We start from the raw sequence: 26,762 nt of genomic DNA, 5'->3' as shown, positions 1-26,762 counted from the left end.
ATGGAGGTCATGGCGCGACCCTCAGGCGTGGCCGGCCGACTGCATCTGCCGCAGCTCCTTCTTGAGGTCGCCGACCTCGTCGCGCAGCCGTCCGGCCAGCTCGAACTGCAGCTCGGCGGCCGCCGCGTGCATCTGGTCCGTCAGCTGCTGGATGAGGTCGGTCAGGTCCTCGGCCGGGACGGACGCCAGTCCCTCGTGGCGCCCGGCGCCCTTCTTCGGCTTCCGGCCCTTCGCGGCTTCCTCCAGGAGTGCGCGCGTATCGGCGTCCTCCCGGTTGATGGTGTCCGTGATGTCGGCGATCCGCTTGCGCAGTGGAGTGGGATCGATACCGTGCTCGAGGTTGTGCGCCACCTGGATGGCACGGCGCCGGTTGGTCTCGTCGATCGCGCGTTCCATGGAGTCCGTGATGCGGTCCGCGTACATGTGCACCTCGCCCGAGACGTTGCGGGCCGCACGCCCGATGGTCTGGATCAGCGAGGTGGTGCTCCTGAGGAAGCCCTCCTTGTCGGCGTCCAGAATGCTCACGAGGGACACCTCCGGAAGGTCGAGGCCCTCACGGAGCAGGTTGATGCCCACCAGCACGTCGAACGTGCCCATGCGCAGTTCGCGCAGGAGTTCCACGCGCCGCAGCGTGTCCACGTCCGAGTGGAGGTACTCCACCTTAACCCCGTGCTCGAGGAGGTATCCGGTGAGGTCCTCGGCCATGCGCTTGGTGAGCGTGGTGACGAGGACGCGCTCGTTGATGGCGGTGCGCTTGCGGATCTCACCGAGGAGGTCGTCGATCTGCCCCTTGGTCGGCTTGACCACAACTTCGGGGTCGACGAGTCCGGTGGGCCTGATGATCTGCTGGACGAACCCGTCGGCCTTGCCCAGCTCATACTTGCCCGGCGTCGCCGACAGGTAGACCGTCTGCCCGATGCGGTCCTGGAACTCGTCCCACTTCAGCGGCCGGTTGTCCATCGCTGACGGGAGCCGGAACCCGTGGTCAACGAGGGTCCGCTTCCGCGAGGAGTCGCCCTCGTACATGGCGCCGATCTGCGGGATGGTCACGTGCGATTCGTCGACGACGAGCAGGAAGTCGTCGGGGAAGTAGTCGAGCAGGCAGTGCGGTGCCGAGGCCGGATCGCGTCCGTCGATGTGCCGCGAATAGTTCTCGATGCCGTTGCAGAACCCCATCTGCTGCATCATCTCGAGGTCGTAGGTGACGCGCATGCGCAGGCGCTGCGCCTCGACCAGCTTGTTCTGCGCCTCGAATTCCGCCAGGCGCTGCTGCAGCTCGTCCTCGATGTCCTTGATCGCGCGCGTCATGCGATCCTCGCCGGCGACGTAGTGGGAGGCGGGGAAGACGTACATCTCCTCCTCCTCGCGGATGACGTTCCCCGTGAGCGGGTCGAGCGTGTAGATGTTCTCCACCTCGTCGCCGAAGAACTCGATGCGCAGCGCGTGCTCCTCGTACATGGGGATGATCTCCACGGTGTCACCGCGGACGCGGAACGTCCCCCGGTGGAAGTCCATGTCGTTGCGCGTGTACTGCATCCCCACGAACTGGCGCAGCAGCGCGTCGCGGTTCATCTGGTCGCCCCGGCGCAGCGTGACCATCTTGTTGATGTACTCCTCGGGCGTCCCCAGCCCGTAGATGCAGGACACGGTGGCGACCACGATGACGTCGCGACGCGTGAGGAGCGCATTGGTGGCCGAGTGGCGCAGGCGCTCCACCTCCTCGTTGATGGAGGAGTCCTTCTCGATGAAGGTGTCCGTCTGCGGGACGTAGGCCTCGGGCTGGTAGTAGTCGTAGTACGAGACGAAGTACTCGACGGCGTTGTTGGGCAGCAGCTCCCGGAACTCGTTCGCGAGCTGCGCCGCGAGGGTCTTGTTCTGCACCATCACCAGGGTGGGGCGCTGCACCTGCTCGATGAGCCAGGCCGTGGTGGCGCTCTTGCCCGTACCGGTGGCACCGAGCAGGACGACGTCCTTCTCGCCCGCATTGATCCGCCCGGCCAGCTCCTTGATCGCGGTGGGCTGGTCGCCCGCGGGCGTGTACTCGCTGATGACCTCGAAAGGGGCCACGACACGCTTGATATCCTGCGCAAGACTCATGTCTTAACGGTAGACCCTGCCGCTGACACTCCTGCCCTGATCTGCTGGCGGCTGAACGCCGCGGGAACCGCCCCTGCCGGGCTCAGGACGGTGCCGGCGCGGACGCCACCGTCACCGTGACGTCGAGTGCGGGATCGGCCGCGCGATGCACGGCGGGAAGGCCGGCGTGCGCCTCCCCCCGACCCCTCCCGCTGCCCCGGTCACGGGGGTATCCCGCGGCTGCGAGGGCGCTCGCCACGGGCGCTGGATCCGTGTCCTCCTCGACCGTCACCCGCACGCTCGCGACGACGACGTCGTCCTCGTCCCGAGCGGCGCCCGGGGCGCCCCCCGACCCTACGGAGGCTCCGGGCGGGAGTGCCGCGGCGAGCCTGGCGCGGGTGCGCCGGGCGAGCCCGACCGTGCCCGGCAGTCCTGCCGCCGACGGGCTGGAGAGCAGGCCGCTGCCAGGTGCGCCAGCCACCAGGTTGTCGCGGAACGGGACGATGCGCCGGTCCCACAGGGCGTCGGCCGCCGCGAGGAGGTCCTCGAGGGCCCGGTCGTTGGGGAGTACGGCGTCGGCCTCCCGCAACCGGTCCGCCCGCGGAGCCTGCGCCGCGATGCGCCGTCCGGCCTCCCCGGGATCCATGCCGCGCTGCCGGACCATCCGGTCGACGCGGACCTCGTCCGGCGCGTCGACGACGACGACGAGGTGGAAGCGGGCTGCCTGCCCGCTCTCCACCAGCAGGGGGATGTCCTCGACGACGATGGCGTCCTCGGGGGCACCGTCGACGAGTGCCGCTGCCCGTTCCCGCACACGGGGATGGACGATGGCGTTGAGGCGCTCGCGCGCTGCCGTGTCCGCGAAGACCAGTCGTCCTAGGGCAGGCCGGTCCAGGGCACCGTCGACTCCCACGAGGTCCGCACCGAATGCCGCGACGATCTCGTGCAGCGCCGGCGAGCCGGGCTGGACCACCTCGCGTGCCAGGACGTCGGCATCGACGAGAACGGCGCCGAGTTCGGCGAAGCGGCGGGCCACTGCGGACTTCCCCGCGGCGATGCCCCCTGTCAGTCCTATGCGCAGCATGGGCCAACCCTAACGCGGGCTCGTCCGCCGGCTGTCAAGCGGCACCCCTCCCGGCGGCTGCCTGGAGGAACTGTCAGTGGCCCTGAATACCCTAAGGGGACTTATCGTTGTAAGGAGCACCGTGACCATCACATTGCAGGACCTTCGATCGACTGCCGCGTCGACATTCGGCTGGGACACCCTGCGTCCCGGCCAGGAGCGCGCCATGGAAGCGGTGCTGGAGGGCCGCAGCATCCTCTGCGTCATGCCTACCGGTTCCGGCAAATCGGCGATCTACCAGGTGCCGGCGATGGCACTGCCCGGCGTCGCCGTGGTCATCTCACCGCTGATCGCGCTCCAGCACGACCAGGCCGAGTCGATCAACGAGAGCGCGGGCTCCCCGCGTGCCCACGTCATCAACTCCGGGATGAAGAAGAGCGAGCTCGCTGCGGCGTGGGAGGCGGCAGCGGCTGAGGACGAGTCCACGCGTGCGAAGTTCCTCTTCCTCGCTCCCGAGCAGATCGCGCGCGACGACGTCGCCGCCCACCTGCGGTCCCTCGACGTCTCGCTCGTGGTCGTCGACGAAGCTCACTGCGTCTCCTCCTGGGGCCACGACTTCCGGCCCGACTACCTGCAGCTGGGCCACCTCCTGAAGGACCTCGACGTGCCCGTGATCGCCCTGACAGCGACCGCCTCACACCCTGTGCAGAACGAGATCGTGGAACGGCTGCGCCTGACGGACCCGACCGTCATCGTGGAGGGCTTCGACCGCCCGAACCTGTCCCTCGAGGTCGTCCATCACGTCGAGAGCGCCGACAAGGAACGAGCCATCCGCGATCAGGTCCTCTCCCTGGAGGGTCCGGGACTGGTCTACGTCGCCACGAAGAAGGCAGCGAATGCCCTCGCCTCCGAACTGCAGGAGCGCGGACGCAGCGCCGACGTCTATCACGCCGGCAGGCTCAGGAACGAGCGCCAGGCGGTGCACGACGGTTTCCTCGACGGCACGATCGACGTCGTCATCGCGACCACGGCGTTCGGCATGGGCATCGACAAGCCGGACGTGCGCTTCGTGCTGCACGCGGACATCTCGGACTCCCTCGACAGCTACTACCAGGAGATCGGCCGGGGAGGACGTGACGGGCTCGTGTCGCAGGCAATCCTGCACTACCGGCCCGAGGACCTCTCCCTGCGCCGGTTCTTCGCCGCGAAGTCCGTCAACCGCACGCAGCTGAGGCAGCTGTTCGTGCTCCTCATGGTCGCGGGCAGGCCCGTCAAGACCAAGAAGCTCAGGGAGCTGTCCGGCCTCTCCCCGCGGAAGCTGACGGGGCTCCTCAACCTCCTCGAGGCCTCCGGCAGCGTGGGCGACGGCGTGAAGGGTTACCGGGCCAGGAAGATCTCCCCTGCCGATGCCGTGGAGCGGGCTGTCGAGCAGGCGGAGACCCGCGAGCGCATCGACCAGTCGCGCGTGGAGATGGCCCGGCGCTACGCGGAGACGAGAGGCTGCCGGCGACAGTTCCTGCTCTCGTACTTCGGCGAGGAGCTGCCCGGGGCCTGCGGGAACTGCGACAACTGCAGCCGGGAGGAAGCGACCGCGTCCTTCGAGGACGCCGTCGCGGCAGGCACCCCTGACGCGGACCAGCCCTTTGACGTCGAGACCCTGGTCGAGCATCCGGAGTGGGGACGCGGAACGGTGATGGGCTACGAGGAAGGGATCATCACTGTGCTGTTCGACTCCGTGGGCTACAAGACGCTCTCCACCGAGCTGGTGGAGGCGAAGGAGCTGCTGGCGCCCGTGCCCGCCGTCGGCTGACACGGACGGAACGGACGGCACGGACGGCACGGGCGGCTGTCGCCGGGCAGGGTAGGACCAGCGCGGCATGGCCGGATTCGTCGGATTCCTCGAATCGCCGTGTGACGGCGGATCAAGGGGCGGGCCGGAGGTCGCGGAGGTCACGGAACGGCACGGCCTCGATGCGGACGAGGCCATGCGGCGCATGCTGTCAGCGGCGTCCGGACCCGGACCGCGCGGCACCGGGGGGCGGACCCGTCGCGCACAAACGCCCGGAGGACACCGACGGCCACGACAGCGACGGCATCGGTCCCGACCCCGCGGCGACCTGAGCGCACGGGCGACGCCACCTAGGATGTGCAGATGAGCCCGTTCGACCTCGATCTCCTGCGCCGCCGTCCCGACGTCGAGGCCCAGGAGCTGGTGGCCGTCGATGCCGCCGACCGTCTGCTCCTCGACACGGCCGCCGATCGCCTGCGGTCCTCGGACGCGATCGCCACTGTCAACGACGCCTACGGAGCCCTCACGCTCGGAGCTGCCCACCTGTCCGGCCGGGACGACATCCGCGCCTTCCAGGACGGCATCGTGCACGAGCGGGCCCTCGCGCTGAATGCCGCCGACCAGGGACTGCAGGGGGCCTACCGGTCGTGCCGCCTCGATGCCGATCTCCTGACCGGCGCCACCACCGTCCTGATCCGGCTGCCGCGTTCCCTGGACGAGCTCGATGAGGTCGCGTGGACGATCGCCACCCATGCCCGGCCCGACGTCCAGGTGCTGGCAGCGGGGCGGATCAAGCACATGTCCCTGTCGATGAACGAGGTGTTGAGTCGCTACTTCACGGACGTCACAGCGACCCTGGCCCGGCAGAAGGCCCGCGTCCTCGTGGCGTCGGGACCACGTCCCCCCGCCGCGTCGGCCTTCCCGCGGAGCGCCCGGCACGATGTCGGCCTCGACCGGCCCCTGGAGTTGCGCGCCTACGGTGCGACCTTCGGCGGCGCAGCGCTCGATCCCGGGACCCGACTGCTGCTTCCCCACCTGCGAGGGCTGACCGACCCGCCGGCGGGCCCTGCCCGGCAGCCCCGGGTCATCGACCTGGGGTGCGGGAACGGAGCCATCGCCGCGTACCTGGCGCTCGCGGACCCCCGGCTGGCCGTCCACGCGACGGACCAGTCGGCGTCGGCGGTGGCCTCCACCATGGCGACCGCGACGGCCAACGGCGTCGCCGACCGGATCAGCGCCACCAGGGACGACGCCCTGGCGGCGGTACCCGACGCCTCGGCGGGCGTGATCGTCCTGAACCCTCCGTTCCACATCGGCAGCACCGTGCATGCAGGGATCGCCCACCGGCTCTTCGAGGACTGCGCCCGCGTCCTTGCACCAGGCGGCGAGCTGTGGACGGTGTGGAACAGCCATCTTCGCTACCGCCCGGTACTCGAACGGCTCGTCGGTCCCACGCGTCAGCTCGACCGTTCTCCGCGCTTCACGGTGACGGTCTCGTCGAGGCGGCGGTAGCGCCGCCGTCGCGCGCCCCGGCCGCCCTCCCTCGCCGGCTGCCCGGCGCCCCACCCGGTCAGAGGCCGCACACGCGAAGGACCCCCGCCGAATCGACGGGGGTCCTTCGTGTACCTGCTGGAGTGCTGGAGCCTACGCTCCGGTCAGCTTCTCGCGCAGTGCGGCGAGTGCCTCGTCGGAAGCGAGCGTGCCGGAACCGGAGTCCGTGGCGACGGGCTCGGACGAGTAGCTCGTCGCGTTCGACTCGACAGGCTCGTTCGCTGCAGCGGCGTCGTCGGACGCGTGCTGCACGACCTGCTTCTTGTGCGACTCCCAGCGTGACTGGGCCTCGGCGTACTGGGCCTCCCACGCGGCGCGCTGGGTCTCGTAGCCCTCGAGCCATTCGTTCGACTCGGGGTCGAAGCCCTCGGGGTACTTGTAGTTGCCCTCGTCGTCGTACTCGGCGGCCATGCCGTAGAGCGCGGGATCGAACTCGGTGCTGTCGGCATCGACGCCCTCGTTGGCCTGCTTGAGGCTGAGGGAGATGCGGCGGCGCTCGAGGTCGATGTCGATGACCTTGACGAAGAGCTCGTCACCCACGGAGACGACCTGCTCCGCCAGTTCCACGTGGCGGACTGCGAGCTCCGAGATGTGCACGAGGCCCTCGATGCCGTCCTCGACGCGGACGAACGCACCGAAGGGAACGAGCTTCGTGACCTTGCCGGGGACGACCTGGCCCAGCGCGTGCGTGCGGGCGAAGGTCTGCCAGGGGTCTTCCTGCGTGGCCTTCAGCGAGAGGGAGACGCGCTCGCGGTCGAGATCGACCTCGAGGACCTCCACGGTGACTTCCTGACCGACCTCGACAACCTCGGACGGGTGGTCGATGTGCTTCCAGGAGAGCTCGGAGACGTGCACGAGGCCGTCGACGCCGCCGAGGTCCACGAACGCACCGAAGTTGACGATCGAGGAGACGACGCCCGGACGGACCTGGCCCTTCTCGAGCTTGTTGAGGAACGTGGAACGCACCTCGGACTGGGTCTGCTCGAGCCATGCACGACGCGACAGAACGACGTTGTTGCGATTCTTGTCGAGCTCGATGATCTTCGCTTCGATCTGCTGGCCGATGTACGGAGCCAGGTCGCGGACGCGACGCATCTCGACGAGGGACGCGGGCAGGAAGCCGCGCAGGCCGATGTCCAGGATGAGGCCACCCTTGACGACCTCGATGACGGTGCCGGTGACGACGCCGTCCTCTTCCTTGACCTTCTCGATGTCGCCCCAGGCACGCTCGTACTGAGCACGCTTCTTGGAGAGGATCAGTCGGCCTTCTTTGTCTTCCTTGGTGAGGACCAGAGCCTCGACCTGATCGCCCACGGAGACGACGTCCCCGGGATCGACGTCGTGCTTGATGGAAAGCTCGCGGGAAGGAATGACACCCTCGGTCTTGTAACCGATGTCGAGCAGGACCTCGTCGCGGTCGACCTTGACGACGGTACCCTCGACGAGATCCCCGTCGTTGAAGTACTTGATGGTCGCGTCGATCGCTGCGAGGAAGTCCTCAGCGGTGCCGATGTCGTTGATGGCGACGACGGGGGCACCTTGCTTCTCGGTGGTGGTGATGGTCATGTAGTTGGGGCTCCGTTGTGGATGATGACTTGCTCCGGTCATGACGGACACCACGATTCCAGCTGGGCCGGGAGCGGTTCCGATGTCCGGATGTGGACGAATGGGAAAGAACCTCGAGAGGTTCAGGAGTGGTACGGCTCAGGGGTTGCCGGTTGCACCGGATACCACCAGAGCGCACCACGCGCCCGTTCAGTCTAGCCGCGGGGTCCAACACCGTCAAAGCAGAGCGGCACCTCCGCGACGCAGGAGCCCGGGCCTAGAAGTGCGTGATGCAGTACGGCTCCTGTGCACGCCCGAAGAGCGCATCGAGCACGCCGACGGCGTCGTCGGCGTGGGCGGTCAGGCCTCCGGCCGCAGCGAGCGTGGACGCCTGCACTCCCCCGAGGTACAGGGATCCGAGCGCGTTGACGGTGAGCGTGGCGTCGGGTGCGGCCGTCGCGTCCACCCGGTCGATCTGTGCGGCGCCGTCGACGACGGTGAGGGCGTAACGTCCGCCGCTGATCCCGAGGTCGTCCAGGACCTCCAGCACGATCCTGCCGCTGCCCCGGTACGAGCGCTTCCCGAGGGCCGCCGGCACGTCGAGCAGTCGGACCCAGAGGACGTCGTCGGTGCCCTTGACCTCGTAGCAGCGCCGGTCGCGGAGCGCCCAGGGCAGGGCGTCGTCACGTCGTGCCCCGTCCCACGTGATGCGCTCCACGAGATCGAGGGATCCGAGGTAGCGCCAGAGCTCGAGGTATGCGGACGGTGTGGCGGCGACGAGGTCCACGATCTTCATCGTGTACGGCGTGGTCTCCCAGCCGGCGAACCGGTAGCTGACGTAGCCTGCCGGCTCTCCGGCGGCGTCGTAGTGCACCGCCAGGCGGACGGCGCGGTCGACCACCGGGCGCTCACGGCCCCATTCGCCCGATGCGCGGCGGGGATAGGCGTACTGCCGGCCCACGGAGCCGAAGGTCGACGCCTGGAAGCGCTCGAAGATCGTCTCGGCGAGGGCCACGGCGTGGTCGCGTGCCACGAGCGTCGTCGTCCCCGCCTGCGGAGCCGTGACCTCGAAGCGCTCCCGCACGTCGACCTCGATGCTCTGCGTGAAGGTCGCGCACCCGAACCCGAAGCGGCCGTAGATGGTGGCCTCCGACGCGGTCAGGATGGCCAGCGGACGTCCGCACTGCGCCGCCTCGCGCAGATCCCGCACCATCGTCGCGCGGAGGATGCCCCGACGCCGGTGGCTGGTGCGGACGGTGACCGCGGTGATCTGGTGGGCGTCGATCTGCGCTGCACCGACGTTGAGCGGGTGGACCATGGTGCCGTAGGTGGCTACGGGGTGGTCGGCGCCGAGGGCCTCGGCGGGCTGGGCGCTGTCATGGACGCCCCACAGCACGCGCTCGTCCGCCCGGTAGGCCGCCAGGTAGCGCGGGAGGTCCTCGGGGTCGAACGTGCCCTCATGGAAGCCGATCCCCTCGGCGTCGAGCCATTTCGCGAAGCGGCCCTCGGTCGAGGCGTCCTCGTCGGCGCCCGGGGTGAAAGTCTCGGTACTCAGTTCGGGTGTGTAGTGGCTCACGTCTCACCACCCTAGCGGCGGTGCCCCTGCCCGGCCAGCGGAACAGGGGCCCCGACCTAGTGCGCGGCGTCGTGCCAGCTGATTCCCGTTCCCACCGATACGTCGAGCGGGACGGAGAGATCCGCGGCACTGCCCATCTGCTCGCGGACCAGCGCCTCCACCTCGGCCGACTCGCCCTCGGCGATCTCGAGGACGAGTTCGTCGTGGACCTGCAGCAGCATGCGGGAGGCCAGCCCGCGGCGCGTCAGGGCGTCATCCACCCCGAGCATCGCCTTCTTGATGATGTCGGCGGCCGATCCCTGGATGGGGGCGTTCAGGGCTGCACGCTCGGCCATCTCCCGGAGCTGGCGGTTGTCGCTGGAGAGGTCCGGCAGGTAGCGGCGTCGGCCCTCGATCGTGGAGGTGAAGCCGTCCTTGCGGGCCTGCTCCACGATGCCGCGCAGGTAGTCACGCACCGCGCCGAAGCGCTCGAAGTAGTCGCGCATCAGGGTGCGTGCCTCGTCCACGGAGATGTTCAGCTGCTTCGAGAGACCGAAGGAGCTCAGCCCGTAGACGAGGCCGTAGGACATGGCCTTGACCTTGGATCGCATGGCGTTCGTGACCTCCTCGGGGGCGACCCCGAAGATGTGCGAGCCGACGAAGCGGTGGAGGTCCTCGCCCTCCTGGAACGCGGAGATGAGGCCCTCGTCGCCGGACAGGTGCGCCATGATGCGCATCTCGATCTGCGAGTAGTCGGCCGTCATGAGACTCTCGTACTTCTCGCCGTTGCGGCCCTGCCCGACGACGAACACTTCGCGGATGCGGCGCCCCTCGTCGGAGCGGACGGGGATGTTCTGGAGGTTCGGGTTGGTGGAGGATAGGCGCCCGGTCGCCGCGATGGTCTGCAGGTACGTGGTGTGGATGCGGCCGTCGTCGCCCACGGCCTTGCGGAGCCCCTCGACGGTCTGGCGCAGCTTGGTGGCGTCACGGTACGCGAGAAGCTGCTCGAGGAAGGGGTGGCCCGTCTTGGTGATGAGGTCGGTCAGGGCATCCGCGTCCGTGGAGTAGCCCGTCTTGATCTTCTTGGTCTTCGGCAGCTCGAGCTCGTCGAACAGGACGGTCTGGAGCTGCTTGGGGCTGCCGAGGTTGATCTCCTTGCCGATGATCCGGAACGCCTCGGAGCCGGCGGCGCTGATGGTCTTCGAGAAGTCGTCGTAGAGCCGGTCGAGTCCGTCGAGGTCGACGGCCACCCCCGTGAGCTCCATGCGGGCGAGCACCTCGGCGAGCGGCAGTTCGAGGCCGCCGAGCAGCTGGTTGGCGCCCTTCTCGACGAGCTGGCCCGCGAAGTGCTCGCTGAGCTGCAGCGCGGCGTAGGCGGCCACCACCGCGGGGGACGCGACGTCGTTGCCGCCGAGGTCCAGCGCCTGCTGGCCGGAGGAGTCGTTCGCCGACGCGGTGATGGACAGGCGCAGGTGGTACTGCGCGAGGTCCGCCAGTTCGTAGCTGCGGCGGTCCGGCTGGATGAGATAGCCGGAGATCGCGGTGTCGTCCACCTCGCCCGCGAGCCGGAAACCGCGCGCGGACAGGAGCTTGGACACCGCCTTGAAGTCGTGGACGATCTTCGGTGCATCCGGGGCGGCCAGCCAGTCCCCCAGGACCTTCTCGGCCTCCGCGTCGAGCGGCTCGAGCGGGATGAACGCGGCGTGGAGACTGGTCACGACGGCGATGCCGACGACGTCGGTGGTGCCGGCCGTCGTCTCGGTCGCCAGGGCCACGGAGGCGGAGGCCTGGTTCGTGGAGCGGAACCACTGCGTCAGCCCCTCGGCGTCGTCGAGCAGCACGTGTGCGGGCGCGCTCTGCTCGTCGCCCTCGTCCTCGATCTCCTCCTCGCCGAACAGGTCGAACAGGCGCTTGCGGAGTGTGTTGAACTGCAGCGAGTCGAAGAGGTCCTCCACGGCCGGGCGGTCCGGGTGCTGGGACACCATCGCTTCGAGGTCCACCGGCAGGTCCAGATCGGTCAGGAGGCGGTTGAGGCGGCGGTTCCGCTTCACGTCGTCGATGTTGGCGCGCAGCGAGTCCCCGACCTTGCCGCCGATCTTGTCGAGGTTCTCGAGAATGCCCTCGAGGCCGCCGTACTGCTTGATCCACTTGGCCGCGGTCTTCGGACCCACGCCGGGCACGCCGGGCAGGTTGTCGGCGCTCTCGCCCACCAGCGCGGCGAGGTCGGAGTACTGGTGCGGGGGCACGAAGTACTTCTCCTCGATGGCTTGGGCGTCCATCTGCGGGATATTGGTCACGCCCTGCTTCGGGTAGAGGACAGTCACGCGGTCGTTGACGAGCTGGAACGCGTCGCGGTCACCGCTGACCACCTGCACGTCCCAGTCGGCCGCGGCGGCCTGGTGCGCGAGGGTCGCCAGGATGTCGTCGGCCTCGTAGCCGTCGAGGGAGATCGTCGGGATCCGCATCGCCTCCATGACCTTGATGATCAGGTCCACCTGGCCGTGGAACTCCTCGGGCGTCTTGTTACGGCCGCCCTTGTACTCCGTGTACTCCTCCGAGCGGAACGTCGGGGTGTCGAGGTCGAAGGCCACGGCGACGTGGCTGGGCTTCTGGTCCTTGATGAGGTTGATCAGCATGGCCGTGAAGCCGTACACCGCGTTGGTGTGCTGCCCGGTGTCGGTGGAGAAGTTCTCGGCCGGCAGGGCGTAGAAGGCACGGAACGCCATGGAATGCCCGTCGATCACGAGGAGCCTGTTGCGGGAGCCGTCGCTGCGCCGCGCCGGTGCCGGGGACGCCTCGGAGCCGGCATCGGTCGGAGGGGTCATGGTCAGGGTGGCGGCTGGCTTGGCTGATTCACTCACAGGTGCCAGCCTAGTTCCCATGACAGACGACCGCACCCGCTCCGACGCCCCCTCCGCCCCATCCGAGGAGCGGCTCGCCGAACTCGTGGCGGCCGGCGTCCCCGCCGAGATGCACGTCTGGCTGGGACGCTACGGCGTGGGTGCGCTGGCCGTGAAGATGGGCATCGTGTTCTCCGAGATGAGCGCCGAGCGCATGGTCGCGACCATGCCGGTGGAGGGCAACCAGCAGGTCGCGGGGATCCTCCACGGCGGCGCGCACGTGGTGCTCGCGGAGACCCTCGGTTCGTTCGCGGCCGGCATCCACGCCGGGCCCGGACGGCAGGCCGTGGGGATCGAGGTGGGAGCCACCCATCACCGCAGTGCGGACGCGGGCCTGGTGACCGGCACCGCCACGGCCATCCACCTCGGACGCACGCTGACCACGCACGAGGTGGTGATGACCGATGATCAGGGCCGTCGGCTCTCGACGGCGCGGATCACGAACATGATCCGGGACGTCCGCGGCTGAACGGTCGGCCGACGGATCCCACGAGCCCTGGGCGCGTCGGTGGATTCCGCGGACATCCCGGATCGCGGGCCTGCGCGCGCAGGCCGCCGCGGTGGGACGCCGCGCTCCTGTGCCCAGGAGGGGTGGCACCGACCCGATCCGCGCTGGACCGGGCGAGAACCGACGGGGCGGGGATTGCAAGCCCTGGCGCCGATCCGCGCACCGGTTGCCCGCGCCCGAGCCCCCTGCCTACCGTGAGAATGGACGCCGGCACCGGCGTGCGCATGCTCTCCACCGGACGGAACCGCCTTGGCCGACAAGAAACTGAAGATCATCGCCTCCCTCGCTGCCGCCAGCGCCCTCTTCCTCGGCGGCTGCGACCTCGGCAACAAGGACAGCGACAACTCCGGAACCGACACCGGGAACTACGACGACAACAACGGGATCGACACCGACCTCGACGACGACGCACGAGGGGACGACGACTGATGGCAGGTCGTGGGTCCGGTCTCGCACGGGCAGCCCTGCGTGGCATGGCCGCAGGTCTTCTGGGGACGGCCGCCATGACGGTCGGCGAACTCGTGGAGCAGCGGCTCACGCATCGGCCCGACTCGCACATCCCCGGACGGACGCTGCGGACCCTTTTCGGCCGGCCCACCAGCAACACCGCCCTGTATCCCGGCTGGAACCATGCAATGCACTGGGCCACCGGCGCGAGCCTCGGTGCACTCCGCGGCATCTGGTCCGTGACGGGTATCCGCGGCCCCTCCGCAACGGCCGCGCACGGTGTGGTCCGCCTCGCCTTCGACCAGACCCTCGAGAACGCGACCGGGGCCGGCGCCGCGCCGGCTCTATGGCCGGCGAGTGAGAAGGCGATCGACTACCTGCATAAAGGCACCTACGCCGTCGTGACGGGGCTGGTGTCCGATGCCTTCAACCCGCCGGTGCTCACGACCCGCGCAGGAGCGCGCTCGCACTGAGGTCCTGGCCCGACCGACCCGACGTCAGGCGTCCGCCGTCGCCGTCCCCTCCAGGATGAAGCGGCGTAGCTCGGCAGGCCGGAAGGGCTTGCGCAGGTAGCGGTCCGCCCCGGCAGCGAGTCCCCGCTGCTCGTCGGACAGGTCGGCCCGCGCTGTCAGCATCACGATGAACGTGGTCGAGAAGCGGCGGATCCGCTCCGCCACCTCGAAACCGTCGATATCGGGGAGACCGACGTCGAGGGTGACGACGTCGGGCATCAGGCGCCGGACCATCTCCACACCCGCGAGTCCTGCCGGCGCCGTGTGCACCCGGAACCCGGTACCGGTCAGCACGGCGTGCAGCAGATCCCGCACATCGTCATCGTCCTCGATGACCACCGCGGTGCGGGTGTGCTGGGTGCTCGGCATGCGCCCAAGTTTACTCCGCGGCAGGGGCCCGAGCGCCGGGCCGGAGACTACGACTCGGGCCTGACCGTGGCCTCCACCGGCTCGCCGCCGCCGGCCGGCTGCACCATGACCCGCTGCACCGTCTCGGGCACCTGGGGGAAGGCCCCGATCATCAGCAGCTCGCTCGTCTGCCCCGGCAGCGCACTCCCGCTGTACTGCTCGACGAGCCCGACGACCTCGGGTGAGGACTGCCCGCCGTTCGCGGCGACTCCCCACTCCTCGATCACGCTCGATGCGGGCCGGAACTCGATGTCCTGGCCCTCGGGCGTCGAGACGGTGACGGTCTCGAGTTCGAGGGGCCTACTCCCTTCCGGGTTCTGGACGGTGACGAGCGCGTAGGTCACCGTGTCCTGGCCCAGCTGGGTGCGCAGACCCTCGACGTCCTCCGGAGCCTCGGCCGGCAGGAGGATGTCACCCCTCGCGGAGTCGATCAGGAACGCGAAGGACCCGCTGTTCGCATCCCGGAGGCCTTCCACGGACGGCGCGCCCGACGGCGCGGCAGCCTGCCCGGTGCCGGTCTGAGCGGGATCCGGGGTAGGACCCGCCGACTCCGGGCCGGTGGCAGGATTGCCTCCGCAGCCCGTCACGAACAGCAGCACGAGGGTGGCGGACAGGACGGTCTTCTTCATAGGTCTCCCGGGGGCCGGCAGCTGGGCCGACCCGGAGTCAGGACCGGCGTCGGCCGGATCGTGGCGAGGTTCCCTCCTGTTGTACCAGTGCGGACAGGAGCACCGGCAGGATGCTTCCCCCGCAGCCGACGGATTGACAGGGCGGGCCCTGAACGGTCCCGGTTCGTCGTCGGTGCGCCTCAGGCGCGGTTGCGCGCGCGGCTCGGCTGCACCCTCATCGGTTCGCCGGGCATCTTCGGGAAGTCCGGCGGGAAGGGCAGCTCCCCGAGACCGTTCTGGACGTCGCGGTCCCACCACTCGCGCAGCACCTCGATGGTCCCGGGCTTCGCGTGGAGGTCCTCCCATGGATCGGCCACCGTCCGCAGCCGCTCCGGCACCGTGACGATGGTGAAGGCGGCCGGGTCCACGCCGTCGAGCTCCTCCCACGTGACGGGGCAGGACACCGGGGCGTGCGGCAGCGCCCTCGGGCTGTAGGCGCCGGCCATCGTACGGTCGCGGTTCGCCTGGTTGTAGTCCACGAAGATGCGCGCCCCGCGTTCCTCCTTCCACCACGCCGTCGTCACCCGCTCCGGCATGCGGCGTTCGAGCTCACGGGCGGCGGCGATGACGGCGCGGCGGACCTCGAGGAACTCGTGGGCCGGCTCGATGGGTGCGAAGACGTGCAGGCCGCGGTTGCCGGACGTCTTCACGAAGCACTCCAGACCGGCCTCGTCCAGGACGGCTCGAAGCTCGTGCGCGGCTGCGACGACGTCGGCGAAGGTGGTGCCCGGCTGGGGGTCGAGGTCGATCCGCAGTTCGTCGGGCAGGTCGTGCGCTTCCGCCCGGGACGCCCAGGGGTGGAAGACGACGGTGTTCATCTGGATCGCCCAGACGGCCGCGGCGGGGTCGTCCAGCACGAGCTGGGGGTGCGAGCGACCGCTGGGATAGGTGACGGGCACACTGCGCAGGTAGTCCGGCGCCCCCTTGGGCGGATTCTTGCTGAAGAAGAACTCGCCGTCCACGTCCCCGCCGAAGCGCTGCAGCGACACCGGCCGGTCGCCGTTGGCGCGCAGGAATGCGGGGGCGACGTCGAGCAGGTACCTGGCGAGGTCCAGTTTCGTCAGGCCCACCTGGGGCCAGAGGACGCGGGACGGGCTGGAGAGGCGGACCGCCCGGGGTCCGTCCGGTCCGTCGACATCGAGGATCATCGCTTCGCTGGCCATGGGCTCAATGTACCCCGGCGGTGCGGGACCGCGACGGGGCGGCGGCCACACGCACCCAGTGGGTGATGGACCTGCCTCGGTACGGTGTTACTCCGCGGGGCGTGCTGCTCGAACATCGCTGCTGCGAGGTATATCGACAAGCTGTAGTTTTCTGAGACATCCATAACAGGTAGGCAATCAGGATCGACGGTTCACTTGTGGCACCCGTGAGCGCACTTTCACCATCTACGGTCAGCGCCCCTCCCGCGATTTGACGCGGTTGGCAGTTCCGTAGCTCCTGCACAGGGTCGGTGGACGACCGTCTTACGGGACCTGCCTGCGCTTCGCTAGTCCGTTCGCTCAAACTGAAGGGTCAAGGCCGCTGTGTCGCCGGCGTCGCGTGTGCGGTCGTCGGGTGCGATGGCGTCGGTGCCTTTGCGGGGGTTCAGTTCGCTGATCAGGGCACCGGCGACGATGAACCCGGCGCCGACGATCGCGATCGGGGGGAGGCGTTCACCGGCGACGCGGCCGATGAGGGCGGCCCACACGGGTTCCGCGGCGTAGATGATCGTGGCTCGGGTCGGCGAGACCGACTTCTGCGCCCAGTTCATGGTGAGCTGAATGAGGCAACTCGCCGCACCGAGGGCGACGGCTGCAGCCACCCACACCCAGGAGAACGCCGGCGGCTGCTCTCCTACGACAGGCATCGTCAGGAAACCGAGGAGCCCGGCGACGAGAAGCTGCACGACGGTGACCCGGCCGAGGTTGACCTTGCCGGCGAACCAGCCGATGAGGATGATCTCCGCAGCGATCGGGAGGGTGCTGACGACCGTCGCGATCTCCCCCGACCCGAAGGAGAAACTGGCGCTACGAGGATCAGCGAGCAGCATGAGTCCGATGAAAGCGAGCACAACACCGCCCCACGTGAGAAGTCTGGGTGGCTTCTTGAACACGATCCACTGCAGCACGGGGACGAGGGGGACATAGAGCGCGGTGATGAACGCGGAAGTGCTGCTGGTGATCGTCTGCAACCCGACGGTCTGCAACCCGTAACCGAGGAAGATCATCACCCCGATCGCAGCTCCGGCCACCATCTCCTTCCGGGTGATGCCGCGCAGGACGCGCGCGAAGATCACCGCGCTGATGAGGCCCGCGGTGATGAAGCGCATGCCGACGAAGAACCAGGGACCGCTGTACTGCACGGCGATATGCACAACCAGGAACGTCGCCCCCCACACTGCGGTGACGAGGACGAGGGCAAGTTCTTGACGGGAGAGCAAACGTCCCCCGGACTGCATGTGCAACATGATGCACACCTTATGGTGCAGAATAATGCACATGCAAACGGGAGAACCTCCGCAGGTCCTGACTCATGTGGGGGCGAATGTGCACCGTTTCCGGACTGCGGCGAACCTCAGCCAGGTCGCCCTCGCGAATCGGGCCGGTGTCAGCCGAAGGACGATCATCAAGCTCGAATCCGGTGAGGCGAATATCAGCCTGACGGGCTTGGACCACCTGGCCGACGCGCTGGGCGTCACCTTCGTCGACCTGGTCGCTGCCCCGGCCGCGGCCCACGCCGACATCCGCGAGCTCGCGTGGAGGGGCCGGCCCGGCAGCTCCGCGGTGCTGCTGGCCTCAGTCCCTGCGGCGAAGGACGCCCAGCTGTGGGCGTGGGTGCTGGAACCCGGGGACCGCTACGACGCTGAACCCGACCCCGAAGGCTGGTCCGAACTGCTCATGGTCTCCGAAGGATCCATCCGTGTGGAACAGGAACGCGGTGACGTCGTACTGAATGCGGGTGAGCACCTCGCCTTCGGGACTGCGCAGCACTACTCCTACGTCAACAACGGCGACGGCCGCGCCCGTTTCACACGGGTTGTCGTCAGCTGAGCGCACACAAACGCTCCGGCACATATCCTGCACATCCCCGACGGCACATCACCTCTGGGGGTGGGCGTCGTCGAGGGTGAGTTGTTACCTGTAGCGGAACCCGTCCCTGGCACACAGAAGTAAGGCATCGACAATGGCACGGACTAGCGCTGCCTGGACCGGAGTGACGAAGACGTCCCAGACTGGTGAAGCCTGTCCCAGTGAGGGCATTGTCACCGGGCATTTTCTCGGGCGAGTCCTAGGGGACTCGACCTCGTCCGCACCTGAATGGGCTGTCCCTCCTCGCTCATGCGAGCGAAAGGTGCCCCAACGGAGGACCGACTTGCGGGCGCGTGACACGAGTTGGGGTATGCGAGAAGGCGCCGATGGATTGGCCGTCGAGCCGTACCCGAGCGCTGCCATCACCGAACCGGCGCTCACCCCACGAGACTCCGCTCTTGAGAGGCGAATCCGCATTGCTGAAGAATGGCGGGATGACGGTTTCCGACCACGACGCGTACATCGCTGCGGCTCCGGAACGGTTCCGCCCCTTGCTGGCCACGTTGCGCACACAACTCGCTCGCACCCTGCCGAACGCGGAGGAAGTTATCGAGTACAACATGCCGGGGTTCCGGATCGGACGATCGATCATTGCCAGTTACGCCGCGTTCAGCAGGCAGTGCGGCCTCTACCTCTCCCCCGGCACCATCACCGCTCATGCCGATGACATCGCCGCCGCCGGGCTGAAGGCCACCAAGACCGGCATCACATTTCCTGCGAACAACCCCATCCCTGACCACCTTGTCAAACAGCTCGCGCTCACCTCGCGGAAGGACGTCGGGGTGTAACCGGGGTCGGCGTTGCCACAAGCACTGCATCGCTCGACGTCGCCCTGTGCAGGCCCTGGACTCCGGGAGCGTGATCCTGGCGGAAACTCACGAAACGCTGCGGTGGGCCAGGATCAACGGGACGGAAGAGTGCGGAGGCAGTGCGCAGTCTGCTCCCCTACATCTCGTAACCGCCTCATGGACCGACCCGCTGCACATCTAAGCCCCAACAGTCCGTTGATCGATGGTAGTTGGTTCTTTCGGTGTGGATGGTGTTCGGTGGAGGGTTTCGGCGCGGAGTCCGAGGTAGGTGCCGATGATGATCAGGCCCGCTCCGATGATGCCGATGAGGTGCAGTATTTCCTGGCCGATGCTGAGTCCGATGAGGATCGCCCAGATGGGTTCGGTGCCCATGAGGAGGCTTGCCCTGGATGCTGAGGTTTGTTGGATGGCCCAGGTTTGGACGAGGAACGCGAAGACGCTGCACGCGAGTCCGAGGTAGAGGACGCCGATCCATTCACCCGTGTTGAAGTGCTGGACGGCGTGGAGTACGCCTTGGTAGTCGGCGAGGGTATAGATGATGGCGCAGACTGCGCTTTGGGTCAGGGTCAGCGTGAGCGCGCTGAATCCGCGGCCTCGGGTGAGGGCTGAGACTGCGGTGACGTGGACGGCGCGCACGAGTGCGGCGGCGAGGACGAGCATGTCCCCGATGGTCGGGGCCACGAATCCGTTTCCGGAAACGAGGAGGCACACGCCGACGACCGCAACGATCCCGGCGATGAGCACCATGCGCGGCAGCGGGACGCGGAAGGCAATGCTCTCGGTCACGGGGGTGAACACGATGACGAGACTGATGATCAGTCCTGCGTTCGTGGCACTGGTACCGGCGATCCCGTGGGTTTCCAGGATGAGCACGGCGGCCTGGGTGGAACCCAGGACAACCCCGACCAGTGTTTCGCGGCGTGTGGTCCGGCGGCGGTTCCAGATCAGCCAGATGACCACCAAGGCCACCGTAGTAATCAGGAACCGCAAGGAAAGGAGGACCGTCACCCCGACGGTGTCGGTGAGGGTTTTCGCCGCCAGATAGCTGCTGCCCCACACGAGCGCGACCAGCAGCAGGAGCAGATCCACCCTACGCGCAGCCACGAACTCGCCAAGGGCGCTGAGGTATCGGACGGAAGAGGACCCGGGTGTCCGGGACGGTGAAGGGGAAGTCACTCCTCGAGTCTGCGGGTGATTCACTGGTAAGACGAGAGGGCACTTGGTGAACTGGTGGTTTAGGGTTCGCTTATGGATCTTCACCAGTTACACCTACTCCGCGAGTTGGGTGAACGGGGTAGTCTCGCCGCAGTGGCACGATCTCACTACGTTTCGGCGTCAGCGGTTTCGCAGCAACTCACGGCGTTGCAGCGCACGGTCGAAGTCCCCCTGACGGAACGCCGGGGGCGGAATCTCGTTCTCACCGGCGCCGGCCAGGCCCTGGCATCAGCTGCGGTCGATATCAGTGTCGCGATGAGCTCCGCGGAGCAGGCCGTCAGCCGGTACGTGCAGGACCCCACCGCGACGGTGAGTATCTCTGCGTTCACCAGTGCCGGTCTGACCTGGTTCGGGCCTCTCCTCCACGCCCTCTCCAGCGGAGGGAATCCGCGGCTGGTCCTCCACGACCGGGACGTGGGACAGGACGCTTTTCCCGCCCTGACCGCCGACTACGACCTTGTTATCGCACACCGCCTTGAGCACAGCCGCCTGTGGCCGGACACGATCACTGCCCTTCCGCTGGTGCGTGAGCCCCTGGACATCGCCATGTCGGACCGGCACCGGCTCGCCGAGGCCCCGAGCGTCGGTGTCACCGACCTTCTCGAGGAGGAATGGGTGTCCGTCCAGGACGGCTTCCCGCTCGAATCAGCACTGCAAGCCATCGCCGTTCACGCCGGAAAACCCCTCGACGTCACACACCGCATCAACGAGTTCTTCATCGCAGCTGCGATCGTCTCCGCCGGTTCTGCCATCGCACTGATGCCCCGCCACACCGCACCCCCACGATCCGGCAGTGGAATCATCCTCAAACCCATTCATGACCTACCACTAGCAAGGCACGTCGACATCCTCTGCCGACCCGAAGCCCTCCACCGCACCGCCGTCCAAAAAGTAGTCACCACCCTCCAACACCACGCAAGCAGCGATGAACGCTGAGGGATCGCCTTACATGCGGCCCATGCTGCCCAGGGTGTACCCGTACGCAACGCTTCCGACGCAGGCTGGATGGAACAATAGGGCACCTCGAGGTCTTCGGCCGGTATCTGCCAGCAGTCGGGTCTTTCCCAAATCGTGGGACCGGACAGCTAGGGCTTGCGGCCACGCTCGGGAACATCGTCGTGGAAGCGCTTGCCACCTCGGGAGAATTCTCCGAGCCTGAGCATGAGCGCCCGGAACCACTGCTCCAGGTACTCGTCCACTTTGCCGTGGTGTTGCACGTAGGCGTCGTTGAGGCTCCCGGCTCCACTTCGCAGAGTAGGTCCGACCCATTCGCGCGCCGCCTCGACGTCAGCGTCGGTGGGGTCCGCCCTCAGGTCCAGCGCCATGTCCTCGTACCGCTGCGCCAGGGTCGGCCGACGAATCACCCTCAGTATTGATGCGAAGGCCAGCATGTCGAGGGTTACGGCGTGCAGGTTCGTCGCAAGCGGGTCTTCCACCTCGGAGCCTGACTGATATCCGATCCAGCTCTTGCTACCGGTGAGGAACGCCGCGTTGGCCCGACCCAGGCAGAGGAACGCATCGTTGCCGGGATGGTTCGTGCCGGGTACCAACTCGTTGAGCAGCTCCCTCACACCCATCCGACGTTCCGTGCCCGGTCCGTCCATGAGCGCGTACGTCCATCCGTGCCCCCTGCCGAACAGCCCCTTGGGCTTCCGTGCGATCGCCCTGATCCATCGTTCCCGGTACGTCATACCGAACTCGTGTCTCCTCCGTCGCTCCTCACTTCACTTTGACCTCTCCCCGCGCCGGAAGCACCTGTGATTCTCGTGGTGTTTCTCGCGGTGTGCTTCACCCTGGGCACCGCTGGATATGCCTGGTTCGGCGGATTCCTCGCTTGAGTCTTGCTCGGCGTGGCTTGGGGTCTCGCCAGTAAGGCACGGGTCATCGCCGGCCGCTCCGTCGAATAAGGATCGCCCTGGGTGCGGCCAGCGTTGCGCAGCGTGTACCCAGATGCAACATCGTGCCGTCCTTTGGTGGTCGAGGTTCGATCGAGAACGAAGGGCCGTCCAATACGTGCATCCCTCATTGATCTCTCTGAGATATGCGAGACGTCATGCGTTACCTCGTGCGATTCGCTCCTGCCACCATGCAGGTACTGACGGTATAGCGCGCGGAAAGCGCCGCAGCTCGAGCTCGTAGTCGTCGGTGCTTACATCGATGTCGAGTTCTGGTCTGGAGTCGAAGTTGTAGTCGACGTCGAGCTTCCCCGACGACGTGATGTGCATGGTCAGGGAAAGCCATGCCTGACTCCGGCGCATAACAAGCGGTCTTCAGGACATCGAGCGGCTCGTAGGTGGCTATACCGGGAGGCTCCTGTCCTCTTCGCCGTCTCGGACGGTGAAGAGCTCATACGACATGACGTCACCGATGGACCAGACCTCGAATCGAAGGAATTGCCACCCTGATGCGACACCACCAGCCAATGCGTGAGCGATGGAAGGTAGGAGGTTGGTCTGGTCCTCAACGACTTCTGGTTCCCGGCTCGGTAACGGGATGCCGTCCGCGATGCCCGCGATCCGGGCCTGCACCTGCACTGGGTCCACCTGAATGTCAGGGAAGCCCGACTGCTTCTGGTGGCCGACCTCATCCTCGAGCTGCCGAATCGGGGCCGTCAGCCGGAAGTCGCCGGAGTGTGCGGCGTGCATTCCTCGCTGGTAGATCAACGAACTGAGTTCACGGGCGAGGGTCTTCGAGAGCTGGCGAGTATCACGCAGGCGGAGAATCTCGCCGGCCACCAGTTCCGCTTCTGGGGCAAAAGGACCCCTGTCCTCCAGTACCCGTTCGACCACTCGCCACAGGTGAGCAGCCGGTAGTCCGACAAGCCTACTATCAGGCGCGAGCTCAGCGCTTATGTTCGAATCCACGGGGCCGATTACGCTGTGCCGGTTCGCAGACGCGGCGGACTCATCGACAGGGCGCCGTAGCGGTCCAACTCGGGGCCGAGCTCGAAGCGCATGGAAGCGATGTTTTGCGCTACCTGATAGACGGTCTCGAATTGCCACAGGTCGCTCAGATCCCCCATGGGGGTGTCTGCGAACGCCGTCGAGCAGAGGTAGACCTCCGCGCCCAAGCCGGGCCGTGTAGCAGGATCATCAAGGTAGGGGTCGGCAAGACCGTCGGACGCCACAATCGCGAGGCCGTCTGCACGTGTGATCTTCCGAAAGGCCTGCCGGAGCCCAGGCCACTGCGCGCCACCTGTGAACGCGGGATTGATCAGGTGGGGCACGACATACGGATCGACCGTCCCCACCGACGACCACGCAGCGTCCCTGGCCGCAGTCACTGCCGCCAACTCAAGACCCGGCTCGTCACCATGCAGATCGTTGACGCCGACCTGGGCCGCCACGTCCTTCTTATTCCGACCAAACCCGAACATCCGGGATCCCCCTCGACTGAAACCGTCACGGATCGACCACTCTATAGACAGGGCGGCAACCACACGTGAACGTCATAGCGGGTAGGTCATCCACCTGCGGTTGATGGAGCACGGAGAGTAGAGCTCGAAGCCGCCTACCTGTGGGTGAACGACCTGGGCGTGGGTGAAGGCAGACCGTTGCCGGCGGTAATCGCAGGAGTGTGTGAAGTTCGGGTCCTGTCTCGTCCTTGGGAGGAGTGCCGCCTGTAGGTTGGGGTGGTGGTCTCAACCTTCGTGCGCCTGGTCATGGCGTTATTGCTTCTGTCCCTGTGTGCCTGCAACATCAACCCTGAAGCTGTCCCCTGTGAGCCTGTCGATGGCCGGAACCTGGCTCCGGCGGACGGCACGCTCATGGGGGTCAACCTGGAATGGGGCCGGGAAACCCTCGCCGAGTACTCCGACAAGTTGGGCGAGCGTCCTGCAGTCGCGGTGTCCTTCGCCGACTTCCCGTTCAACGAGGAGGATCCGGGTCTGATCGCCTCGGCCGCAGAGCAGTTGCGGCAGAACGGTGGGATGCTGCTGCTCACTCTCGAGCCGATGGAGGGCCTCGAGGCGGTGACCGAGCAACATGCGGGCGATCTCGCAGGAATGCTCGCCGGTTTCAACACCAACGGTGTGCCGGTCATCGTGCGGTTCGCGCATGAGATGAACGGCTCCTGGTATCCGTGGGGGCAGCAGCCGGCCGAGTACATCTCCGCCTTCCGTCGCGTCGCGGACGCCGTGCACGAACACGCGCCTGGGTCGGCGATGATGTGGGCCCCGAACTACGCCGGCGGGTACCCCTTTGCGGGTGGCGAGTACGAGTCCTTGCCGGCAACACCCGGGTTCGTGGATCTGGACACGACCGGCAACGGGACCCTGACAGCCTTCGATGACCCGTATGCGCCCTACTACCCGGGCGACGACGTCGTCGACTGGGTTGGTATGTCTCTCTACCACTGGGGCAATACGTACCCGTGGTCCGAGAGCGAGATGCCGGAGGAGGGCAAGTTCATCGACCAGCTCACCGGCACCTATAACGGCACCAACGGCAACGACTCGATGCTGCCTGACTTCTACGCCGCGTACGGAGTGGGGCACGGCAAGCCCGTGGCCATCCCGGAAACGGCGTCCCTGGTCCAGGATGACATCGGCGAGCTCCGGAGTCTGAACATCAAGCGTGCCTGGTGGGAGCAGGTCTTCGACCCGACCGTGCACGAGCGGTTCCCGCAACTGCAGATGGTCAACTGGTTCGAGTGGAACAAGATGGAACCGGAGGTCGGCGCAGCCGTCGACTGGACAGTCCTGAAGGACCCCGCCATCCGCTCCGAGTTCACAGCCGCCGTCCCGGACTGGTACCACTTTGCCCCGGAACCGGAGGCCTGCGGAGAGCCCCTCGCCTGACCGAGACACACACCAGCGACTGGCGAGGAACGTGCGCCGGCTCCGCGACGACCCCTACCCTGTACCGAGACTCGCTATCCGGCCCTCACCGTGGTCTTGGTGCGGAAGCCGCGGGCGCCGATCCTGCCACTGCCTTAGCAGTGAGTCATGATTCATGCTCGAGGTGCACTTACTGGCTGGTTACTGGTCTGCAGCGTGTACTTCACTAGGCTACTCGGAATGCGCTGCCATACGGCCTTCGCCCGCTCGTTGCGGCGTCCGATGAAGGATTCTCTATGGGACGCGCCTGTGAGCCGAATCCAACTTGATACTTCCCCTAGTGACCGGACTCTGGCAAAGTGCTTTCACTAGCCACTGGGGGTAAGGACTATGGAACATCGACATTTCCTATGCACAGCATTAGTCGCCGTTCTCACGATGGGGTCACTCGCTGGCTGCGGCACTCCTGAACAAGCGGAGACCGAAGCTTTACCGGCGTTTACCTCGATGGACGAGGCGTACGCCGCAGTCGACGGGGTGTTGGGGTGCGATGCCGATCCGGTAGGTGAGCCCATCGTCCCGGCCGACGGCAGCGCACTAACATCCGAACAGAAGCTGTGTTCGGAGAACGTGCAGATTGATCTGTACTCCGACGAGGACGCCCTTCGGAAGGCCCTCGAGATTTGTACAGGTTCGGATCAGGGCGAGGTGCAACTCGCCCGCGGCAGCAACTGGATGGTGGTCGACCTGACTGATGTGGCCACCGGTGAGTCCACGACCTGGGATATCGAAGGACTAGCCGACGAACTCAACGCGGAGTACTCGGCAACCGACGCGTGAGTTCGTTCGACGGGCGTGTAGGGACCGGCTTGCGGGCGCCTTCTGACTTGCGTAGAGGAGGATCGCCGGTGAGTTGCTTTGATCAGAACCGCCCTTACCGTTGGTTCGCAAGGATGCGGTTTCAGTTAGGTTGGCTGGTAAGCAACTCGTCGTGTGGGCGTGTGAAGGTTTGCCTGTCAATCCTGTCTACATCTGGTCCAGTAGCAGTCTGTCCCGTAGGTTCATTGCATGACTGCGCCCGCCGTGTTGGATCAAGCACCGGCCGTGAAGCGGCCTTATCGCGTCAGTAACACCACAATCCTCATACTTGGAGTTGTCGTAATTCCGTTTGTGCTGTCTGCCGCTTTTAGTAGCTACGGGCCCGTCACCGTCGACAGTGCGCTCCGGATGGCGGCTGCGACAGTTGCCGGTCAAACAATCGCCATCTTGAGTGTCATTACAGCCACTGTCATAGCAATCGAACGACGTTATAGCGTTAAGAAGGTTCTTGCGACTGTCGTGATAGCTGTTTTGGTCACCTCCTCTGCGGTCTCGACCATGGCTACGGCTGGCGATGAACTCCTCACACGTATTGACCTTGTTACTGAGGTCGATGCGAGCAATCGGTAGGAACTCGTCGAGCGGTCAAGCCGTTCGCTGATGGATCGGTCTACGGAAACCTATCTCATAACGATTCATCGGCTGTGATCGTGGTGCCTGGGACCAAGTGTTTAGCTGAAATACCCGTACGTAACAGCGACTCCTGGAGAACCGATGACTGTGTCTAATTTGCCAAAGATGTGCATGCGAGCAGGGATGATCCTCGGTCTTTTCGCCCTCCTACTACCCGTCTTCCCGATCTTGAACCGAAACTTCGGGACTGAATTCGTCGTCGAGGGAGCGCCGATCGCGATGATGTTCACGATCCTCTACGTTTTTCTCGCCGCAGCCTGCTTGCTGTTCTCCGCAGTTCTCATCGGTGCGTCGCTCATCATGCGCCACGCAGAATCGCTAGTCTCCAGAGACAATTCAATCCGCTAGTTCCCTAG

General features: G+C 66.7%; 25 protein-coding genes. 11 read left to right on the top strand and 14 right to left on the bottom strand.

Translation table 11 applies throughout. The annotated features are described in order from the left end of the window. Window positions 1–21: 21 nt before the first annotated feature. Window positions 22–2,097: an excinuclease ABC subunit UvrB gene (gene uvrB, locus ACX80N_RS04785; RefSeq protein ID WP_459338510.1), complete on the bottom strand. Its 2,076-nt coding sequence runs from the start codon at window positions 2,095–2,097 to the stop codon at window positions 22–24. Window positions 2,098–2,179: 82 nt separating this feature from the next. Further along, complete coding sequence (gene coaE / locus ACX80N_RS04780) at window positions 2,180–3,160, bottom strand: dephospho-CoA kinase (RefSeq protein WP_459338509.1); 981 nt, start codon at window positions 3,158–3,160, stop codon at window positions 2,180–2,182. Between the two features lie 121 nt (window positions 3,161–3,281). On the opposite strand from coaE, the gene ACX80N_RS04775 reads away from it, so the two are divergent. Continuing rightward, window positions 3,282–4,949 carry a RecQ family ATP-dependent DNA helicase gene (locus tag ACX80N_RS04775; RefSeq protein WP_459338508.1) on the top strand — a complete coding sequence of 556 codons (1,668 nt, stop codon included), beginning with the start codon at window positions 3,282–3,284 and terminating at the stop codon, window positions 4,947–4,949. Between the two features lie 342 nt (window positions 4,950–5,291). Next, on the top strand, window positions 5,292–6,440 hold the full coding sequence (locus tag ACX80N_RS04770; RefSeq protein ID WP_459338507.1) for a class I SAM-dependent methyltransferase: 1,149 nt from the start codon (window positions 5,292–5,294) through the stop codon (window positions 6,438–6,440). Window positions 6,441–6,572: 132 nt separating this feature from the next. Here the strand turns inward: ACX80N_RS04770 and rpsA are convergent, their stop codons facing one another. The 3 genes from rpsA to polA form a co-directional block, all read right to left on the bottom strand. Continuing rightward, window positions 6,573–8,045: a 30S ribosomal protein S1 gene (gene rpsA, locus ACX80N_RS04765; protein WP_105030710.1), complete on the bottom strand. Its 1,473-nt coding sequence runs from the start codon at window positions 8,043–8,045 to the stop codon at window positions 6,573–6,575. A 256-nt stretch (window positions 8,046–8,301) separates the two neighbouring features. Next, a complete protein-coding gene (locus ACX80N_RS04760; protein WP_459338506.1) occupies window positions 8,302–9,600 on the bottom strand; it encodes a GNAT family N-acetyltransferase in 1,299 nt (432 codons plus the stop codon). A gap of 56 nt (window positions 9,601–9,656) precedes the next feature. Then, complete coding sequence (polA, locus tag ACX80N_RS04755; protein ID WP_459338750.1) at window positions 9,657–12,305, bottom strand: DNA polymerase I; 2,649 nt, start codon at window positions 12,303–12,305, stop codon at window positions 9,657–9,659. Between the two features lie 154 nt (window positions 12,306–12,459). On the opposite strand from polA, the gene ACX80N_RS04750 reads away from it, so the two are divergent. The 3 genes from ACX80N_RS04750 (at window position 12,460) to ACX80N_RS04740 (ending at window position 13,907) form a co-directional block, all read left to right on the top strand. After that, the gene (locus ACX80N_RS04750) at window positions 12,460–12,948 is read left to right on the top strand and encodes a hotdog fold thioesterase (protein ID WP_459338505.1); all 489 of its coding nucleotides are present in this window, start codon (window positions 12,460–12,462) and stop codon (window positions 12,946–12,948) included. A gap of 288 nt (window positions 12,949–13,236) precedes the next feature. Then, window positions 13,237–13,416: a hypothetical protein gene (locus ACX80N_RS04745; RefSeq protein ID WP_105030714.1), complete on the top strand. Its 180-nt coding sequence runs from the start codon at window positions 13,237–13,239 to the stop codon at window positions 13,414–13,416. Then, entirely contained in the window at window positions 13,416–13,907 is a 492-nt protein-coding gene (locus tag ACX80N_RS04740; protein WP_105030715.1) for a hypothetical protein, read from the top strand. The genes ACX80N_RS04745 and ACX80N_RS04740 overlap by 1 nt, the downstream gene beginning before the upstream one ends. A 24-nt stretch (window positions 13,908–13,931) precedes the next feature. On the opposite strand, the gene ACX80N_RS04735 is transcribed toward ACX80N_RS04740, so the two are convergent. The 4 genes from ACX80N_RS04735 to ACX80N_RS04720 all read right to left on the bottom strand — a co-directional run bounded on the left by ACX80N_RS04735 (window position 13,932) and on the right by ACX80N_RS04720 (window position 17,471). Then, window positions 13,932–14,315: a response regulator gene (locus tag ACX80N_RS04735; protein ID WP_105030716.1), complete on the bottom strand. Its 384-nt coding sequence runs from the start codon at window positions 14,313–14,315 to the stop codon at window positions 13,932–13,934. Window positions 14,316–14,362: 47 nt separating this feature from the next. After that, window positions 14,363–14,983: a hypothetical protein gene (locus ACX80N_RS04730; protein WP_459338504.1), complete on the bottom strand. Its 621-nt coding sequence runs from the start codon at window positions 14,981–14,983 to the stop codon at window positions 14,363–14,365. Between the two features lie 179 nt (window positions 14,984–15,162). Then, the gene (gene ligD, locus ACX80N_RS04725; RefSeq protein WP_459338503.1) at window positions 15,163–16,185 is read right to left on the bottom strand and encodes a non-homologous end-joining DNA ligase; all 1,023 of its coding nucleotides are present in this window, start codon (window positions 16,183–16,185) and stop codon (window positions 15,163–15,165) included. Window positions 16,186–16,511: 326 nt separating this feature from the next. Continuing rightward, window positions 16,512–17,471 (bottom strand): DMT family transporter, encoded by a 960-nt coding sequence (locus tag ACX80N_RS04720; protein WP_459338502.1) that lies wholly within the window; start codon window positions 17,469–17,471, stop codon window positions 16,512–16,514. Window positions 17,472–17,502: 31 nt separating this feature from the next. Here ACX80N_RS04720 and ACX80N_RS04715 point away from each other — a divergent pair, with 31 nt between their 5' ends. Beyond that, window positions 17,503–18,054: a helix-turn-helix domain-containing protein gene (locus tag ACX80N_RS04715; RefSeq protein ID WP_459338501.1), complete on the top strand. Its 552-nt coding sequence runs from the start codon at window positions 17,503–17,505 to the stop codon at window positions 18,052–18,054. Between the two features lie 437 nt (window positions 18,055–18,491). Next, the gene (locus ACX80N_RS04710) at window positions 18,492–18,881 is read left to right on the top strand and encodes an iron chaperone (protein ID WP_459338500.1); all 390 of its coding nucleotides are present in this window, start codon (window positions 18,492–18,494) and stop codon (window positions 18,879–18,881) included. 198 nt (window positions 18,882–19,079) lie between these two features. Here ACX80N_RS04710 and ACX80N_RS04705 read toward each other — a convergent pair whose 3' ends face one another. Further along, the gene (locus ACX80N_RS04705; RefSeq protein ID WP_459338499.1) at window positions 19,080–20,006 is read right to left on the bottom strand and encodes a DMT family transporter; all 927 of its coding nucleotides are present in this window, start codon (window positions 20,004–20,006) and stop codon (window positions 19,080–19,082) included. A 144-nt stretch (window positions 20,007–20,150) separates the two neighbouring features. Here ACX80N_RS04705 and ACX80N_RS04700 point away from each other — a divergent pair, with 144 nt between their 5' ends. Then, window positions 20,151–21,053, top strand: coding sequence for a LysR family transcriptional regulator (locus ACX80N_RS04700; protein ID WP_459338498.1), 903 nt, complete (start codon window positions 20,151–20,153; stop codon window positions 21,051–21,053). 149 nt (window positions 21,054–21,202) lie between these two features. Here the strand turns inward: ACX80N_RS04700 and ACX80N_RS04695 are convergent, their stop codons facing one another. The 3 genes from ACX80N_RS04695 to ACX80N_RS04685 form a co-directional block, all read right to left on the bottom strand. Then, entirely contained in the window at window positions 21,203–21,808 is a 606-nt protein-coding gene (locus ACX80N_RS04695) for a hypothetical protein (RefSeq protein ID WP_459338497.1), read from the bottom strand. 606 nt (window positions 21,809–22,414) lie between these two features. Next, window positions 22,415–22,852, bottom strand: coding sequence for a hypothetical protein (locus tag ACX80N_RS04690; RefSeq protein WP_459338496.1), 438 nt, complete (start codon window positions 22,850–22,852; stop codon window positions 22,415–22,417). Between the two features lie 137 nt (window positions 22,853–22,989). Next, window positions 22,990–23,493 (bottom strand): hypothetical protein, encoded by a 504-nt coding sequence (locus ACX80N_RS04685; RefSeq protein ID WP_459338495.1) that lies wholly within the window; start codon window positions 23,491–23,493, stop codon window positions 22,990–22,992. Window positions 23,494–23,751: 258 nt separating this feature from the next. Here ACX80N_RS04685 and ACX80N_RS04680 point away from each other — a divergent pair, with 258 nt between their 5' ends. The 3 genes from ACX80N_RS04680 (at window position 23,752) to ACX80N_RS04670 (ending at window position 26,343) form a co-directional block, all read left to right on the top strand. Next, window positions 23,752–24,915 carry a glycoside hydrolase family 26 protein gene (locus ACX80N_RS04680; protein ID WP_459338494.1) on the top strand — a complete coding sequence of 388 codons (1,164 nt, stop codon included), beginning with the start codon at window positions 23,752–23,754 and terminating at the stop codon, window positions 24,913–24,915. A gap of 486 nt (window positions 24,916–25,401) precedes the next feature. Further along, window positions 25,402–25,734: a hypothetical protein gene (locus ACX80N_RS04675; RefSeq protein WP_459338493.1), complete on the top strand. Its 333-nt coding sequence runs from the start codon at window positions 25,402–25,404 to the stop codon at window positions 25,732–25,734. A gap of 228 nt (window positions 25,735–25,962) precedes the next feature. After that, complete coding sequence (locus ACX80N_RS04670) at window positions 25,963–26,343, top strand: hypothetical protein (protein WP_459338492.1); 381 nt, start codon at window positions 25,963–25,965, stop codon at window positions 26,341–26,343. A gap of 213 nt (window positions 26,344–26,556) precedes the next feature. Here the strand turns inward: ACX80N_RS04670 and ACX80N_RS04665 are convergent, their stop codons facing one another. Further along, window positions 26,557–26,715, bottom strand: coding sequence for a hypothetical protein (locus tag ACX80N_RS04665; RefSeq protein WP_459338491.1), 159 nt, complete (start codon window positions 26,713–26,715; stop codon window positions 26,557–26,559). Window positions 26,716–26,762: the final 47 nt, after the last annotated feature.

It is taken from the genome of Arthrobacter sp. MDT2-16 (assembly GCF_054510925.1).
Note: the sequence above shows the minus strand (reverse complement) of the source record. Positions and strands in the feature narration are given on the sequence as shown.